Here is a 16347-nt window from a genome sequence, read left to right on the forward strand (position 1 = left end):
CCTTCGGTGTCGGACAATCTGTCTGGGGGCCGTCGGCCCCAAGAGGGCTGCTGATCCATACAGTTGGCACAGCAGAGCGTGACGTTCCGGTTGTCCGTGCCGCGGGGTGGGGGTCCCGCTCAGGGCGGACACCGAGGCGCAACTCATGCAACCGGAAGGCCGCCCATCCGTGTCTGTGGGGACGGTGGCTTGCCACCCTGTGTGCGCACCCGGTGAAGAACGGAGCCGACCGCGCACGACGAGAAAGAGACCGACCAGTCACGCACCACCATGCGTGCGGGGGGATGACCCATGACGTCGACGCCGCCAGGCGACCGGCAGGAGAACGACGCTTCCCGGACGACGCAGCTCCGGATACTGCCGAGGGCAGGCGCGGCGCGGCGGCGTGCCAAGAAAGAGCTGCCCCGCTACGACTACGAGCACTACAGCCGGCTCGCCGGACCGCTGACGCAGCCCCCCGCGGGCAAGCCGTACAAGGTCCAGTACCGCTCGCTCATATCGCAGGAGCCGCACCGCGTGCGCGCGGCGCTCCTGCTCGGCGCGGCTCCCCTCGTCTCGCTCGGTCTCTTCGCCTGGCTGATGCAGCCGAGCCACTGGACCGACCGCGATCCGAACCTCGACAACGACCTTCTGCTCGTTCTCGACGTGATCATGCTCGTCTCGATCGGTCTGATCGAGCTGTTCCGCACGATGAACGTCCTCTCCAACGCGCATGCCACCCTGGTCGCCCGCGACCCGGTCCCGGTGATCCCGGAGTCCGGCACCCGGGTCGCCTTCCTCACCTCCTTCGTTCCCGGCAAGGAACCGCTGGAGATGGTGACGAAGACGCTGGAAGCGGCCGTCAAGATCCGCCACCGCGGTCTGATGCACGTCTGGCTGCTGGACGAGGGCGACGATCCGGCGGTCAAGGAGGTCTGCGCCCGGCTCGGCGTGCACCACTTCTCCCGCAAGGGCGTCGCCCACTGGAACCAGGCCAAGGGCCCGCACCGCGCCAAGACCAAGCACGGCAACTACAACGCCTGGCTGGACGCGCACGGCGGCGACTACGACTTCTTCGCCTCGGTCGACACCGACCACATCCCGATGGCGAACTACCTGGAGCGGATGCTCGGCTACTTCCGCGACCCGGACGTCGGCTTCGTCATCGGTCCGCAGGTCTACGGCAACTACGACACCTTCGTCACCAAGGCCGCCGAGTCGCAGCAGTTCCTCTTCCACGCGCTCATCCAGCGCGCGGGCAACCGCTACGGCGCCCCCATGTTCGTCGGCACCAGCAACGCGGTCCGCATCTCGGCGCTGAAGCAGATCGGCGGCCTGTACGACTCGATCACCGAGGACATGGCCACCGGCTTCGAGATCCACCGCCACCGCAACCCGGCCACGGGCAAGAAGTGGCGCTCGGTCTACACCCCGGACGTGCTGGCCGTCGGCGAGGGCCCGACCGCGTGGACGGACTTCTTCACCCAGCAGCTGCGCTGGTCCAGGGGGACGTACGAGACGATCATCGGGCAGTTCTGGAAGGGCTTCGGGACCATGCCGCCCGGCAAGCTCTTCAACTACACGATGATGATCATCTTCTATCCGATGTCGGCGCTGAACTGGATCCTCGCGGCGCTCAGTTGCGCGCTCTTCCTCGGCATGGGCGCCTCCGGTGTCCAGATCGACCCGACGATCTGGATGATGCTGTACGGCAACGCCTCCGCGCTCCAGATCGGCCTGTACATCTGGAACCGCCGCCACAACGTCTCGCCGCACGAGCCCGAGGGCTCCGGCGGTCTGGCCGGCATGGTGATGTCCGCGCTCTCCGCGCCGATCTACGCCCGCTCGCTGATGGACGCGGTGCTGCGCCGCAAGAGCTCGTTCGTGGTGACCCCCAAGGGCGACTCGTCCAGCCCGGACACCCTCTTCGGCACCTTCCGCATCCACCTGTTCTTCATCGTCGTCTTCGGCGCCTCGATGATCTCCTCCTTCTTCCTCGGTCACAGCCACCCCGCGATGGTCACCTGGGCCACGCTGGCGCTGCTGATCACCGCCGCGCCGATCATCGGCTGGCGGTACACGATCCGCGCCGAGAAGAAGAAACGCCGGTCGGGCGGAGGCTCGCACCGCAGCGGCGAGCCGGCCCCCGAGCCGAGGCCCCTGCCCGGTGCGCCGGGCAACGACCAGACCATGCAGATCGCCCAGATCGCCCTTGGGGGACGTAAGAAATGAAGTACCGTCCGAGCCGCCGTACCCGCCGCCTGGCGATCAGTACGGCGGTGGTTCTCGCGCTCGCGGGGGCGAACGGGCCGTGGCTGTACCGTTTCAGCACCGAGCGCTACCACGAGTACAAGATCAACCAGCCAGAGTACAAGGCGGCCAACGGCCACTGGGACTTCCTGGACGTCCCCTCCGAGCACCGGATCAACACGATCCATGCGGCGCTGCTGCACACCGGCAAGGTGCTGCTCGTCGCGGGCTCCGGGAACAACCAGAAGAACTTCGACGCGAAGAGCTTCCGCTCGGTGCTGTGGGACCCGAAGACGAACGTCTTCAAGGACATCCCCACCCCCAAGGACATGTTCTGCGCCGGGCACACCCAACTGCCCGACGGCAAGCTCCTCATAGCCGGCGGCACCAAGCGGTACGAGAAGCTCCAGGGCGACGTCACCAAGGCCGGCGGCCTGATGATCGTCCACAACGAGAACCCGGACAAGCCGATCACCCTGCCCGCGGGCACCCGGTTCACCGGGAAGAAGAACGGCAAGACGTACGTCTCCAAGGACCCGGTGCTGGTCGAGAAGGCCACCAAGGTCTTCGACAAGCAGACCGGCGCGTTCCTGCGCAACGACCCCGGCCTCGGCCGGATCTACGTCGAGGCGCAGAAGACCGGCAAGAAGTACGAGAGCGGCACCGAGGACAACTACCGGGTGGCGGGCCTCTCCGGCTCGGACACCCGCAACGTCTACGGCATCGCGCAGAAGCTGGCCCTGGACAAGAAGGACTTCCAGGGGATCAAGGAGGCCTTCGAGTTCGACCCGGTCGCGGAGAAGTACATACCCGTCGACCCGATGAACGAGGCCCGCTGGTACCCGACCCTGACGACGCTGGAGGACGGCAAGGTCCTCGCCCTGTCGGGTCTGGACGAGATCGGCCAGATCGTCCCCGGTAAGGACGAGATCTACGACCCGGCGACCAAGGAGTGGGAGTACACCGGCATCGTCCGGAAGTTCCCCACCTATCCGGCGGTCTTCCTGCTGAACGACGGCAAGCTGTTCTACTCCGGCTCCAACGCCGGATACGGTCCGGCGGACGTGGGCCGCGACCCGGGCGTCTGGGACCTGTCGACGAACAGGTTCAAGAAGATCCCCGGGCTCAGCGACCCGGACCAGATGGAGACCTCGGCCACCGTGCGGCTGCCTCCGGCCCAGGACGAGAAGTTCATGGTGATCGGCGGCGGCGGCGTCGGCGAGTCGGAAAAGTCCAGCGAGAAGTCCCGGCTGGTCGACCTCCAGCAGAAGAACCCGAAGTTCACGGACGGCGCGTCCCTCTCCGAGGGCACCCGCTACCCCAGCGCCTCCCTGCTGCCCGACGACTCGCTGCTGGTCACCGGAGGCTCCAGCGACTACCGGGGGCGCGGCGGCTCGGACGTGCTCCAGGCCCGGCTGTACGACGCGAAGAGCGACACGTACAAGAAGGTCGCGGACCCGGCGGTCGGCCGGAACTACCACTCGGGTTCGGTGCTGCTGCCGGACGGCCGGGTCATGATCTTCGGCTCGGACTCGCTCTTCTCCGACCAGGCCAACACCCGGCCCGGCGTCTTCGAGCAGCGCATCGAGATCTACACCCCGCCCTACCTCTACCGGGACTCCCGGCCGGAGCTGACGGCCGGGCCGAAGAAGATCGAGCGCGGCGGGACCGGCCTGTTCACCACCCAGCACGCCTCCAAGATCACCTCGGCGAAGCTGATGCGGCCCTCGGCGGTCACCCATGTCACCGACACCGACCAGCGCACCATCGCGCTGGAGATGGAGAAGTCGAAGGACGGGATCACCGTCACGGTGCCGGACAACCCGGCGCTGGTCCCGGCCGGCTGGTACATGCTGTTCGTCACCGACGAGGAGGGCACCCCGTCCGAGGGCATGTGGGTGGAGGTGCCGGAGTAGGGCTTACACACGGCGAAGGCCGCACACCGGGAGATCGGGTCTCCGGTGCGCGGCCTTCGGTCGTCTCCGCTACTTCGTGGTGCCGGCCAGACCCAGGGCGTACTCCGGCCACCAGTCGCCGGCCTTCGGGCCGCCCTTGCAGTCGCCGTCGGACTCGCCGGGGCGCTTGATCCACAGATAGGCGTCGACCAGCTCGTCGCCGGTCTGCGTCGTCGGGGCCTCGCCCAGGGCGCGGCCCGGGGGGTTGCACCAGCTCTCGGCGGGGTCGCCGCCCGTGTAGGGGCCGTTGCCGTTGCGGCTGGTGTCGATGACGAAGGGCTTGTTGCCGATCTTCTCCGACAGCTTCTTGCCGAACTCCGTGGAGACGGCCGTCGTCTGGAAGTTGGAGACGTTGAGCGAGAAGCCGTCGGCCTCGGCGATCCCGGCCCGCTGGAGCGGCTGGTACAGGGCGTCGGGCGACTGCCAGCCGGCGTTGCCCGCGTCCAGGTAGACCTTGGTGGCGGGCTGCTGCTTCAGCCGCTCGATGGCGCCCTTGAGCAGGTCGTAGCGCTCCTCGTGGAACTCCTGGGGCGTGCAGCCGTCGACCAGGTGGAGCAGGGCGTCCGGCTCCAGGATCACCGTGGCGCTGCGGTCCCCGATGCCCTGGGCGACGCCGTCCAGCCAGGCGCGGTAGGCGTTGCCGTCGGCGGCGCCGCCCTTGGAGAACTGGCCGCAGTCGCGGTGGGGGACGTTGTACAGGACGAGGAGGGCATCCCGGTCGGCAGCAGCGGCGGCCTCGGTGATGCCCCGCACCTGGGACTCCGGGTTGTCCGGGGTGACCCACTCGCCGACCGGCTGCTGCGCGATCTTCCGGATCAGCGCCGCCTTCTCGTCGTCGCCGTCCTCGGTGTACGCGGCGACCTGGCGGGCGGCGTTGCCGTCGGGGTTGACCCAGTACGGGTCCTTGTCCTTGGGCTGCTGTTCGACGGTCGGCGCGCTCTTCTTGTCGCCGCCGTCCCCGTGGCCGGAGCAGCCCGCCAGCAGCAGGGCCGCCCCGAGCGCCGCCGCCGTACCGGTCGTCCGCAGGCCCGTCATGCGCCTGCGCGTCCGGGACCGGCCGGTGTAACTGCCGTACATCCACTCCCCCTTGGGTGCACTGCCTGCACTGTTCATCACTGGTTGCACCGATGTGCTGCCGGTCCGATCCATCCTGGCACAGCGGCCGGGCGTCCACGCTTCTCCTCGTACAACGCGCACACCCGGGCACCGGTTCCGGACATCCTGTTCGAAAGCCGGTCATCCGCCCGGCCGGTCCCCCTACAGTGGCGAGGACCGGAGCTTTCCCACCGCACCGACCTCCCGTACCGCGCCGGGCGACTCCCGCGGCCGGGCGCACGCGGTCGAGGACCGGCCCGGCGGGCGCGCCCCGTGAGAGGCGGCCTGCCGGGCCGGGTTGAGCGTGTGTGTTCCCTGTGATGCGGCGGTCAGCCCTGGGCCACCGCCTGGGCGCGCTCCCCGCCGTCCCCGGCCGCCGCGCCCTGCGCGCCGGTGAGGTAGGCGGAAACGACCACGTTCGCCGTGTAGGAGCGGGTCTTGTGGTCGTACGTCCCGCCGCAGGTGATCAGCCGCAGTTCGGCCCGGCCGTCCTCGCGGGGCCCGTACGCCTTCTGCGCGTCGAAGCGTTCGCGGGTGACGAGCTCGACGTCGTCCACGGTGAACTCCGCGACGCTGCCGTCGGTCCGGGTGACCTCGATGCGGGCGCCCGGTTTCACCGCGCTGAGCCCGTAGAAGACGGCGGGCTTGGTGTCGGTATCGACATGGCCGACGAACAGGGCCGTGCCCTTCGCCCCGGGCTGAGTGCCGTCGCCGTACCAGCCGGCGGTCTTCGGCATCCCGTACGGGGGCGGGTCGATGGCCCCGTCGCCGTCGAGGCCGCGTGTGATGACGGGGGCCTCGATCCCGACGGAGGGGACCTCGACGCGCTCGGGGGCCGCCCCGTCGAGCGGGTCGTGGGCCGGGGGCAGCGAGGCCCCGAAGGGGCGGCCGACCGCGGCCACGTCGCCGGTGGTGGGGCCCGACAGTCCGCCGAACCCGCCGCCGGCCTCCTTGCCCCAGAGCCACAGGCCGAGCAGCAGCACGGCCCAGGTCACTCCGGTGAGCAGTCGCCCGTTGCCTGCCGGGCGGTCCGGGGCTCCCATGTCAGCTGCCGGCCGCTTCGCGGCGCCGGCGCGAGGTGCGCAGGGCGACGGCGACGGCCGCGACGGCGGCGAGCACCAGGCCGATCACCGCGTGCCGGGTGCCGGGGCCCTGGTCCTCGGCGGACCGTTCGGCGAGGGTGGCGGTGCCTCCGCCGCCCGCCTTGACGGGTGCGGCGGGCGAGGGCCGGTTGTGGTGGATGACGGTGAGGGTGCCGGTGGCCTTGCCGTCGCTGTCCTCGCACGTCACCCAGACGTCGTAGGAGCGGGGTTCGGCGTCGGACCGGATCCGGGCCTCCGCGAAGAGGCCCTTGTCGTCGGCCGGGCGGAAGTGGGCGACCGAGGTGAAGGCGTCGGAGTTGCCCTTGGCGCGGCGGCCCTTGCCGCAGACGTCGACCCACAGCTCCACCTGCCCGCCCGGGGCGATCGTGGACGGGGTGATCGAGACGGTGCCGGTGCGCCGGTCGTCGTCCCCGGCCGGGGCGGCCGGGGACGCCAGCGCGACGGGGGCGGGCACGGCTATGAGCGCGGCCGCCGCCGCTGCACAGAACGTGAGGGGAATGGAACGCATCGTGAACCTCCTACGGGAAGGTTCACGGCTGCGGTGGCGGACCGCATCCGCAGTCCTCCATTCGGGCGACGCCGAGGGCGGCGCCCGAACGGCCGCGGATGCGGTCCGCGGAGGACAGGTCAGGACAGGTCAGAGCAGGTCAGGGCAGGTCAGGTCGGCGCAGCTCAGTCGCGGTTTCCCGCGGTGGGCTGGTCGGCCTGGTCCGGCAGCTCGACGAGGCTGACCAGGTCGGCGATGGACTCGACGACGTGGGACGGGCCGAAGGGGTAGCGGTCGATGTCGGCGACGGTGGTGAGCCCGGTGAGCACCAGGAAGGTCTGCATGCCCGCTTCCAGGCCCGCCAGGACGTCGGTGTCCATCCGGTCGCCGATCATGGCGCTGGTCTCGGAGTGCGCGCCGATGGCGTTCAGCCCGGTCCGCATCATCAGGGGGTTGGGCTTGCCCGCGAAGTACGGGTCCTTGCCGGTGGCCTTGGTGATGAGGGCGGCGACGGAGCCGGTGGCGGGCAGCGGGCCCTCGGCGGACGGGCCGGTCTCGTCGGGGTTGGTGCAGATGAACCGGGCGCCCGCGTTGATCAGCCGGATCGCCTTGGTGAGCGCCTCGAAGCTGTACGTACGGGTCTCGCCGAGCACCACGTAGTCCGGGTCGTGGTCGGTGAGGACGTACCCGATGTCGTGCAGGGCGGTGGTGAGGCCGGCCTCGCCGATGACGTACGCCGTGCCGCCGGGGCGCTGGTCGTCCAGGAACTGGGCGGTGGCGAGCGCGGAGGTCCAGATGTTCTCCACGGGCACGTCCAGGCCCATGCGCTGGAGCCGGGCGTGCAGGTCGCGCGCGGTGTAGATGGAGTTGTTGGTGAGGACGAGGAAGGGCAGCCCGGAATCCCGCAGCCGCTTGATGAAGGCATCGGCGCCGGGGATCGGGATGCCCTCGTGGATGAGGACGCCGTCCATGTCGGTGAGCCAGGAAGTGATGGGCTTGCGCTCTGCCATGTGTCGGGACTCCTGCCGTACGCACTGCGTGCTGGGGGTGCCCGGACCACGCCGTCCCGGCACCCCCAGCATAATTAGCCGGTGGTGATCTTGACCCCGTCGATCACCCAGTACCAGTTGTTGCTGCCGGTGTAGTGGAACCGGAAGCTGACGTTGGCGGCCCCGGACGGGACGTTCAGGGTCAGGCTCTGGGGCTGCGAGATCACGTCGGCGGTGTAGCGCTTCACCTCGACGGGCGTGCCGCCGTTCCAGGAGGCGAGGATGCGGGCGCTCTGGCTGCCCTCCTGCCGGTAGAGGGTGGTGAGGCCGAGCGTCACGGTGGACTTGCCCGCGACGGCGTACGCCGGGGTGACGAGCGTGGAGTCGTACGGTCCGGAGGACGCCTTGTCGTCCCACTCGTCGGAGTCGGCGACCGCGAAGACGCCGCGCGAGCGGACGTTCAGCTCGCGGGACTGGTCGCGCTGGCTGCGGCTCCAGAACTCGTCGGTGGCGAAGGTCCAGCCGCGCCACTCGGTGACGCCTCCGGTGCCCATCGCGGAGTTCACGACGGACCAGCCGCTGGGTGCGGTGTGCGTCCAGCCGAGGACGCCCGCCGGGATGCCGGTCTCGTCGACGCGGGCGGACAGGGCGGGGTGGAGGGTCTCGAAGGGGTCGGTGGAGCGTTCCTGGATCGGCTTGCCGTCGAGGCCCCAGGCCGGGTCGGGGACGATGCCGAGCTGGTGGAACACGGTGGCGGCGACGTCCACGAGCCGGGTGTCGGCGGGGCGGGCGCCGGCGGCGATGCCCGGGCCCTGGGCGAGGACGAAGGTGCGCCGTTCCTCGATCGCGCTGCCGCCGTGGCCGCCGGAGTCGGTGTGGCCGTGGTCGGTGGTGACGATGACGGTCCAGCGTTCGGTGGCGTAGGAGGGCCGGGCCCTGATCGCGGCGAGGAGGCGGCCGAGGTAGCCGTCCTGGACCTCGATGGCCTGGCGGTAGGCGGCGCTGGCGGCTCCGGAGTTGTGTCCGGCGATGTCGGTCTGGCCGAAGTAGACGAAGAGCACGTCCGGGTTCTGGTTCCGGAGGATCGACTCGGTCTCGGCGGCGATGGTGGCGTCGTGGCCGGTGTAGCCGTCGCGGTCGCCGTCGAGGACGAGCTTGGCGTCGGCGCCCGGGGTGACGGTGCCCTGGGCGTCCAGGGGCTTCCAGTCGACGGCGGCGTAGGTGGAGAGCTGGGGGCGGACCTGGGCGAGGCGGGCGAGGAAGCCGGGGTACTTGGCGTAGTTCTTCCCGGCGAAGGAGTTCTCCTTCACGCCGTGCTTGTCGGGCCAGACGCCGGTGGAGATCGTCGACCAGCCGGGACCCGACGAAGTGGCGGCCATCGGGTTGGCGTACAGCAGCGAGGTGCCGTACGTCCCGTTCGCCATCATCGACGTGAGGTGCGGGGCGTTCGCGGCGGCGATGACGTCGTGGCGCAGACCGTCCATGCCGACGATGAGCACCTTGTCCTTGCTGGTGCCGTTCGGGAGCGTGGGCGCGGCATGGGCGGTGGTGGCGGTGGCGAGCGGGGCGACGGCGGCTGCCGTGGCCGCGGCGGCGGCGGTGGCGAGTACGGAGCGTCGGGACAGGGACCGGGACACGTGATCCTCCAGGGAGAGGGCGGGCCGAGCGGGGACGGGACGTGAACTGCCTTCTGGACCAGACCCGTTACTCTTACGAGATATTTTGGGCCGGGTCCAGACGTTCGCAGGAATCCGTGGCCGAGAGGTGGCCGGTCAGCTTCCGGTGGCCGACTTCCAGGCGTCGATGTACGTGTCCAGGTTGGCGCCGATGTCCGCCCAGTCGGGCTCGAAGATCTCCACGCCTTCCATCAGCCCGGCCAGTTCGACGGCGTTGGCGTCGGTGGCCTTGACGTCCTTGCGGGCGGCGAAGCCCCCGCCGACCGCGCTGACGTCGCGCTGGGCCTGCTCGGAGAGCATGAAGTCGAGCAGCTTCTTGCCGTTCTCGCTGTGCGGGGCCTTCGCGACGAGCCCGGCCGCGTACGGCAGGGCGAAGCTGGTGGGCCTTCCGTCGCCCTTGGCCGGGAACCAGATGGAGAGGTTGGGCATGTCCTTGGACTGGGCGAAGTTCATCTGGACGTCCCCGTTGGCGACGAGGAGTTCACCCTTGTCGACCTTGGGGGCGAGCTTGCCGGTGGAGGCGGACGGGCCGACGTTGTTGGTCTGGAGCTTCTTCAGGTAGGCCATGGCCGGCTCCTTTCCGCCGAAGTCGTGCATGGCCTTGATGAGGACGGCGGTGCCGTCGCCCGCGACGCCGGGGGTGGAGTACTGGACCTTCTCCTTGTACGCGGGGTCGAGCAGGTCCTCCCAGGTGCGGGGCGGGGTCTTCAGCTCCTTCTTGTTGTGGATGAAGCCGAAGTAGTTGTTCACGACGGAGGTCCACTTGCCGTCGGGCGCCCGGTCGGCGCCGTCGACCTGGTCGGCACCCTTGGGCTCGTACGCGGTCAACAGCCCCTTCTTGTCGGCCTGCTGGATGAAGGGCGGGAGGGTGACGAGCACGTCGGCCTGGGTGTTGGACTTCTCGCGGGCGGCGCGCTGCACCATCTCGCCGGAGCCGCCCTCGACGTACTTCACCTCGATGCCGGTCTGCTTCTCGAAGTCCTTGAAGACCTTGTCGTACCAGCCGTCGCCGTTCTCGCCCTTGAGGCCGTCGGCACTGTAGACGGTGACGGACTTGGCGTCGGACGCGGCGGAGGAGCCGCCGCAGGCGGTGAGGGTGAGGGCGGTGAGGCCGGCCAGGGGGAGGGCGAGGGTGCGGGCGGGGATGCGGACAGGGTTACGCATGGGATTTCTCCGGAAGGTCAGGGTGGGGATCAGCGGTAGGAGGCGCGGGTCCGGATGCGGGAGACGGCGGCCAGGACGAGGAGCGTCGACGCCATCAGGACCACGGCGAGGGCGGCGCCGGTGAAGAGCGAGCCCCGGTCGGTGGCGGCGAAGATCTGCACCGGCAGCGGGGTCCAGTCCGGCGGGTAGAGCATCATCGTGGCGCTCAACTCCCCCATGGACAGGGCGAAGCAGAGCCCGACGGCCGAGGTGAGCGAGGGCAGCAGCAGCGGCAGCTTCACCCGCCACAGAACCCGTGCGGGGCTCGCGCCGAGACCGGCGGCGGCCTGTTCGTACATCGGGTCCAGACGGCGTACGGCGGCGGCGACCGACTGGTAGGCGAAGGCGGTGACGAGCACGGTGTGGGCGAGGATCACGATCCACCGCGTCCCGTTGAGCAGCACGGGCGGCTGGCTGTAGGCCACCAGCACCGCGAGTCCGACGACCACCGAGGGCACGGCGACCGGCAGGATGAACAGGGCGTCCAGGAGCCGCTTTCCGCGGGTGCGGAGAGAGGCGGCGGCGAGCGCGGCCCAGCCGCCGAGGGTGAGGGCCAGCACGCTCGCGGCGAGAGCGGTGACCAGGCTGGTGGTCAGCGCCTGGAGCGAGTCGCCGCTCGTCGCGGCGGCGTAGCGCTCGACGGTGGGCCCGGAGGGGAAGGCCCCGGACCAGTTCGTGGCGAGGGACGCGGCGAGGATGACGAGCAGCGGCACCGCGAACAGCGGGACGAAGAGGAGCAGGAAGACGGCCCAGGTGGCCCACTTCCCGGCCCGGCTATGCACCAGCACGGCGGCTCACCACCCGGTAGAGGCTGTAAAGGCCCACGGAGATCGCGATGTTGACGACGGCGACGACGCAGGCGGCCGGGTAGTCCGACTCCAGGATCGCCTTGCTGTAGACGAGCATCGGCAGCGTGGTGACGTCCTTGGCCCCGGTGAACAGGACGATCCCGAACTCGTTGAGGCACATCACGAGCACGAGGCTGCCGCCTGCCGCGAGTGCCGGGAGCGCCTCGGGCAGGATCACCTGCCGGATGATCCGGACGGGCCCGGCGCCGAGCGAGGAGGCCACCTCCAGCTGTCCGGTGTCGAGTTGGGAGAACGCGGCGAGCAGCGGGCGCATCACGAACGGGGTGAAGTAGGTGATCTCGGCGAGCAGGACACCCCAGGGGGTGGTCAGGAAGTGAAAGGGCCCGTCGGCCGCCCCGGTGACGTCGGTCCAGAGCCCGTTGGCCATGCCGACCGAGCCGTAGATGAACAGCAGGGCGAGCGTGATGAGGAAGGACGGGAAGGAGAGGAAGACGTCGACGAACCGGGCGACCGCCTTCCCGCCGGGGAACGGGACGAACGCGATGACCAGCGCGAGGACGAAGCCGAGGACCAGGCAGCCCACGGTCGATCCGACGGCGAGCCACACGGTGGTGGTGAGCGCGTCGCGGAAGACCTCGGAGGCGAAGACGTCGGCGTACGGGTCGAGCGAGACGCCGCCCCCGTCGTCCGGGGTGACGGACTGCTGGAGGACGAGGGCCAGCGGGTAGAGGAACGCGAGGGCGAGGACGGCGACGGGCGGCAGCGCCCAGACCCAGGCGGGGACGGTACGGGACCGGGCGGGGCCGGGACCGGGTGCGGTTGCTGCGGGGGCACGTTCGCCCGGGGTGCGGGGGACGGTGGTGGTGGCGGAGGGGGTCATGGGCCGACCCCCGCCGAGTCGCCGGCCCCCGCTCCCGCAGGGAGCAGTACCGCGTCCTCGGTGGCGAAGTGCAGGGTGACGGGGTCGCCGATGGCCGGGGGTTCGCGCAGTTCGCGGAGGTCGGCCATGACGCGGTGGCCGTCGACGTCGGCGTGGACGCGGTGGGTGGAGCCGCGCCACTGGACCTCGGTGACGCTGCCGGTCAGCGCGTTGGGCCCGTCGCCGAGGCCGACCAGATGCGGCCGGACGCAGAGGGTGGCGGTGGCGCCGGGTGCGGCGGCTTCCACGGGCACACGGAGGGAGCGGTCGCCGAGCCGGACGGCCCCTTCCCCGCTCACGGTGACCGGGAGCAGGTTGGCGTTGCCGACGAACGAGGCGGTGAACTCCGTACGGGGTCGGCGGTAGAGCTCCTCGGGGGTGCCGCAGTCCTGGAGCCGGGAGCGGTCCATGACGGCGATCCGGTCGGCGAGGGTCAGCGCCTCGACCTGGTCGTGGGTGACGTACAGGATGGAGACGTCCGGCAACTCGCGGTGCAGCCGGGCTAGTTCGGCGAGCATCCCGGAGCGGAGGCGGGCGTCGAGGGCAGAGAGCGGTTCGTCCAGGAGCAGGACGCCGGGCCGGATGGCGAGGGCGCGGGCGATGGCGACGCGCTGCTGCTGGCCGCCGGAGAGTTCGCGGGGGTGCCGGTCGGCGTACGCGGCCATGCCGACGAGTTCGAGGGCCTCGGTGACACGGCCGGGGATCTCGGCCTTCGGGGTGCGGTGGGCCTTGAGCCCGAAGGCCACGTTGTCCTTGACCTTGAGGTGCGGGAAGAGGGCGTACTGCTGGACGACCATGCCGATGCCGCGCCGGTGCGGGGGCAGGGCGGTGACGTCCCGGCCGCCGAGGAACACCCGCCCGGCGGCGGGCCGGACGAACCCGGCGACGGCGCGCAGGGCGGTGGTCTTGCCGGAGCCGGAGGGCCCGAGGAGGGCCATCACCTCGCCGGGTTCGACGGTGAGGTCGAGCCGGTCGAGGACGACGGTCCCGCCGTAGGCGACGGTGACGCCGTCGAAGCGGATGCCGCTGGGGGCGGGGGCGTTCACGCTTCGGCCCGCGCGACGGGGTCGGGTCGTTCGTCCGCCTCGGCCCGCGCGATGAGGTCGGGCAGTTCGGCGACGGACCCGAGGACGTGGGTCGCGCCGTGCCGGGCCAACTGGTCCTTGTCGTGGGCGCCGGTGAGGACCCCGGCGACGATCCCGGCGCCGGAGCGTACGCCGCTGAGCATGTCGTACGAGGTGTCGCCCGCCACCACGGCCCGGCGGACGTCGGCCACGGCCCCGGTGCGGAGGAAGGCGGCCAGCACCATGTCCGGGAAGGGCCGGCCCCGGCCGCCCGCGTCGGCGGGGCAGAGGGTGAGCGGGACGAGGTCCTGCCAGCCGAGGGCGGCGAGGATGGCGTCCTGGGTGGTGCGGGCGAAGCCGGTGGTCAGGACGACGGTACGGCCTTCGGCGGCGAGGCGTTCGACGGCGGCGCGGGCGCCGGGGAGCGGGGCGATGCGGCCGCCGTCGACGAGTTCCCCGTACGCCTCCTCGAAGGCGGTGTTGGCGCACTGCGCGCGCTCCTCGACACCGAAGAGGTACCGGAAGACGGAGATCTTGGACTCGCCCATGGTGGCTCGTACGTAGGCGAGTTGACGGGCGTGCTCGTCCGATCCGGGTCGTACGCCGAGGCGTTGGGCGGCGGTGGAGAAGGCCTGCTCGACGAGGCCGCCGTCGGCGACGGTGGTGCCGGCCATGTCGAGGACGACGAGGTTGTAGGGGTCGCGCGAGATGTCGGTGTTGTCGGTCGGGGAAGTCATGTGGTTCACCAGCCCAGTTGGTCGGCGGTCGTTTCGGCGATGGCGGGCGAGCACGTCATGCCGCGCCCGCCGGGTCCGGTGACGAGCCAGACCCCGTCGCGCACCTGCTGCCGGTGGACGACGCGTGCGGTGTCGGTGCACTGGGCGTAGACGCCCGCCCAGCGGTGGCGGATACGCGGCAGCGGGCGGCCGAGGAAGGCCTCGACGACCCGGGTGAGGTGCTCGTACGGCTCCTCGACGGTGTCGAAGGCGAAGGGGTGCTCGTACTCGTGGGTGTCGCCGATGGTCAGCCCGCCGTCGCGGCGCTGGACCATGAGGAGCTGCATGCGGTGCTCGGCGGCGACGGGGTCCTGGGCCTGTCCGGCGTTGAGGGCGTCGAGCGCCTCGCCCCGGTAGGCGGGGTAGTAGCGGAAGCTGTCGGCGTCGGCGACGGAGGTGGTGAGGGGCTCACCGAGGGGGTCGGTCTGCATCATCTGGAGGCGGACGCGGCGTACGGGCAGCTCGGGCCCGGCGAGTTCGCGGACGAGCCCGCCGAGCCAGGCGCCGGTGGCGAGGATGACGGCGTCGCCGGTGTGGACGTCGCCGTGGTCGTCGCGCACCGATGCGGTCCCGACGACCTCGCGGACCTCGCGGCCGCCGAGGTAGGTGTACCGTCCGGAGGCCAGCAGCTCCTGCTTCAGGGCGAGTTGGGCGGTGCGGGGCTCGACGGCCGCGTCCCGCTCGCACCACAGGGCGGCGGTGAACGCGCCGCGCAGGGCCGGGTTGACCGCCCGGGCCTCGTCGGCGGTGAGCAGCTTGTAGCCGCGTGCCGCCGCGTCGGGCCGGGCGACGGCCGCCTCGGCGACGGCGACCTCGCGTGCGGTCCGCAGCGGGGTGAGCGAGCCACAGGCCCGGAAGCCGAGCCCGGGCACCCGCTCACCGATGCCTTCCCACAACTCACGGGCGCGCAGGGCGGTTTCCAGCTCCTCGCCACCGGCCCGCCCGCTGATCCATATCTGTCCGAAATTGCGGAGCGATGCCCCGCGCGCCTCGCTCTCGCGCTCGATCTGTACGACCTCGTGGCCGCGGCTGACTGCGTGCCAGGCGTGCATGGTTCCCACCACGCCGGCTCCTACGACGATGACTCTCACGTCGGCCACGCTCCTGGGGGCGGGTGTCCCGGACGCGTCCGGTCGTCGACGGGACGGTGAACGACCCCGCAAGTTTGGACCAGACCCGTTATGTTTTCGTGATCAGAGAAGGGTGCGCGGCGGGCGGTGATCCGGCCCCCTCAGCCCTGCCCCTCCCCCCGCAGATGCGCGGAGAAGGAGAACCGGTCCCCCCGGAACAGCGTCCGCACGCGCTCCAGCGGCCGGCCGTCGGTGTCGCGGGAGAGGCGGTGGATGAGGAGCATCGGCAGGGCGGGCGGGGTCCCGATGAGGAGGGCCTCGCGGGGGGTCGCGAGTACGGTCTCGATCCGCTCGTCGGCGTCGCCGAAGGCGATCCCGAGGGCGTCGCGGAGGTAGGCGTAGAAGGAGGAGTCCGGGTCGAACTCCGTGTCCAGGCCGGGGACGCGGGCGACGCCGACGTACGTGCTCTCCAGGCCGACGCGTTCGTCGTCGGCGAGCAGCACCCGCTCCAGGTGCCAGACCGGCTCGCCCCGCTCGACGCCGACCTCGGCGGCGAGCGCCTCGGGGCAGGGGAAGCGGTCCAGGCCGATGAGGTTGCGCCCGGGCCTCAGCCCCTGGCGGCGGACGCCCTCGGTGTAGCTGGCCAGCGAGAGCGGCTGCTCCAGCTTGGGCCCGGCGACGACGGTGCCGCGCCCCTGCCGGCGCAGCCGCCCCTCCAGGAGGAGTTCGCGCAGGGCCTGGCGGACGGTCTCGCGCGAGACTTCGTGCGACTGGGCGAGTTCCCGCTCGGTGGGCAGGAGTCCGCCCTCGCCCAACTCGTCCAGCAGGACCGCGATGCGGGCCTTGACGGCGTAGTACTTCGGGATACGGCCGTGCTCGGGGATGCCGGAGCGGATCGGTGCGCCAGGGGCCTGGTCGTTCGGGTAGTCCACCGCCCGATGGTGGCAGACGTACGTGAACGCCTCGACGGGA

Annotated in this window: 14 protein-coding genes; 2 read left to right on the top strand and 12 right to left on the bottom strand. The window is 71.0% G+C overall.

Features of this window, described 5'->3' with window-relative positions; translation table 11 throughout:
- Positions 1 to 291: 291 nt before the first annotated feature.
- Together IE134_RS19455 and glxA are read left to right on the top strand one after the other, a co-directional pair.
- Positions 292 to 2211: a glycosyltransferase family 2 protein gene (locus tag IE134_RS19455; protein WP_030708605.1), complete on the top strand. Its 1920-nt coding sequence runs from the start codon at positions 292 to 294 to the stop codon at positions 2209 to 2211.
- Positions 2208 to 4145: a radical copper oxidase GlxA gene (gene glxA / locus IE134_RS19460; RefSeq protein WP_098016796.1), complete on the top strand. Its 1938-nt coding sequence runs from the start codon at positions 2208 to 2210 to the stop codon at positions 4143 to 4145. Before IE134_RS19455 ends, glxA begins: the two co-directional genes overlap by 4 nt.
- A 69-nt stretch (positions 4146 to 4214) precedes the next feature.
- Here glxA and IE134_RS19465 read toward each other — a convergent pair whose 3' ends face one another.
- The 12 genes from IE134_RS19465 to IE134_RS19520 form a co-directional block, all read right to left on the bottom strand.
- Positions 4215 to 5261 carry a glycoside hydrolase family 6 protein gene (locus IE134_RS19465; RefSeq protein ID WP_189431196.1) on the bottom strand — a complete coding sequence of 349 codons (1047 nt, stop codon included), beginning with the start codon at positions 5259 to 5261 and terminating at the stop codon, positions 4215 to 4217.
- A gap of 347 nt (positions 5262 to 5608) precedes the next feature.
- Positions 5609 to 6322, bottom strand: a complete 714-nt coding sequence (locus IE134_RS19470; protein ID WP_030708611.1) for a class F sortase — start codon at positions 6320 to 6322, stop codon at positions 5609 to 5611.
- Between the two features lies 1 nt (position 6323).
- Positions 6324 to 6890 carry a hypothetical protein gene (locus IE134_RS19475; protein ID WP_030708617.1) on the bottom strand — a complete coding sequence of 189 codons (567 nt, stop codon included), beginning with the start codon at positions 6888 to 6890 and terminating at the stop codon, positions 6324 to 6326.
- 164 nt (positions 6891 to 7054) lie between these two features.
- Positions 7055 to 7879 (bottom strand): HAD-IIA family hydrolase, encoded by an 825-nt coding sequence (locus tag IE134_RS19480; protein WP_010062781.1) that lies wholly within the window; start codon positions 7877 to 7879, stop codon positions 7055 to 7057.
- Between the two features lie 74 nt (positions 7880 to 7953).
- The gene (locus IE134_RS19485; RefSeq protein WP_189431198.1) at positions 7954 to 9495 is read right to left on the bottom strand and encodes an alkaline phosphatase family protein; all 1542 of its coding nucleotides are present in this window, start codon (positions 9493 to 9495) and stop codon (positions 7954 to 7956) included.
- A gap of 135 nt (positions 9496 to 9630) precedes the next feature.
- Complete coding sequence (locus IE134_RS19490; RefSeq protein ID WP_030708623.1) at positions 9631 to 10698, bottom strand: 2-aminoethylphosphonate ABC transporter substrate-binding protein; 1068 nt, start codon at positions 10696 to 10698, stop codon at positions 9631 to 9633.
- 29 nt (positions 10699 to 10727) lie between these two features.
- On the bottom strand, positions 10728 to 11525 hold the full coding sequence (locus IE134_RS19495; RefSeq protein ID WP_030708625.1) for an ABC transporter permease: 798 nt from the start codon (positions 11523 to 11525) through the stop codon (positions 10728 to 10730).
- On the bottom strand, positions 11512 to 12426 hold the full coding sequence (locus IE134_RS19500) for a 2-aminoethylphosphonate ABC transporter permease subunit (RefSeq protein WP_189431201.1): 915 nt from the start codon (positions 12424 to 12426) through the stop codon (positions 11512 to 11514). The genes IE134_RS19495 and IE134_RS19500 overlap by 14 nt, the downstream gene beginning before the upstream one ends.
- Positions 12423 to 13511, bottom strand: coding sequence for an ABC transporter ATP-binding protein (locus IE134_RS19505; RefSeq protein ID WP_098016799.1), 1089 nt, complete (start codon positions 13509 to 13511; stop codon positions 12423 to 12425). Before IE134_RS19505 ends, IE134_RS19500 begins: the two co-directional genes overlap by 4 nt.
- On the bottom strand, positions 13508 to 14266 hold the full coding sequence (locus IE134_RS19510) for a phosphonatase-like hydrolase (RefSeq protein WP_189431202.1): 759 nt from the start codon (positions 14264 to 14266) through the stop codon (positions 13508 to 13510). Before IE134_RS19510 ends, IE134_RS19505 begins: the two co-directional genes overlap by 4 nt.
- 5 nt (positions 14267 to 14271) lie before the next feature.
- On the bottom strand, positions 14272 to 15396 hold the full coding sequence (locus tag IE134_RS19515; protein ID WP_098894290.1) for a TIGR03364 family FAD-dependent oxidoreductase: 1125 nt from the start codon (positions 15394 to 15396) through the stop codon (positions 14272 to 14274).
- 140 nt (positions 15397 to 15536) lie between these two features.
- Positions 15537 to 16307 carry a GntR family transcriptional regulator gene (locus IE134_RS19520; RefSeq protein WP_098894279.1) on the bottom strand — a complete coding sequence of 257 codons (771 nt, stop codon included), beginning with the start codon at positions 16305 to 16307 and terminating at the stop codon, positions 15537 to 15539.
- Positions 16308 to 16347: the final 40 nt, after the last annotated feature.

Source organism: Streptomyces rubiginosohelvolus (assembly GCF_014649875.1).
Taxonomy (GTDB): Bacteria; Actinomycetota; Actinomycetes; order Streptomycetales; family Streptomycetaceae; genus Streptomyces; species Streptomyces rubiginosohelvolus.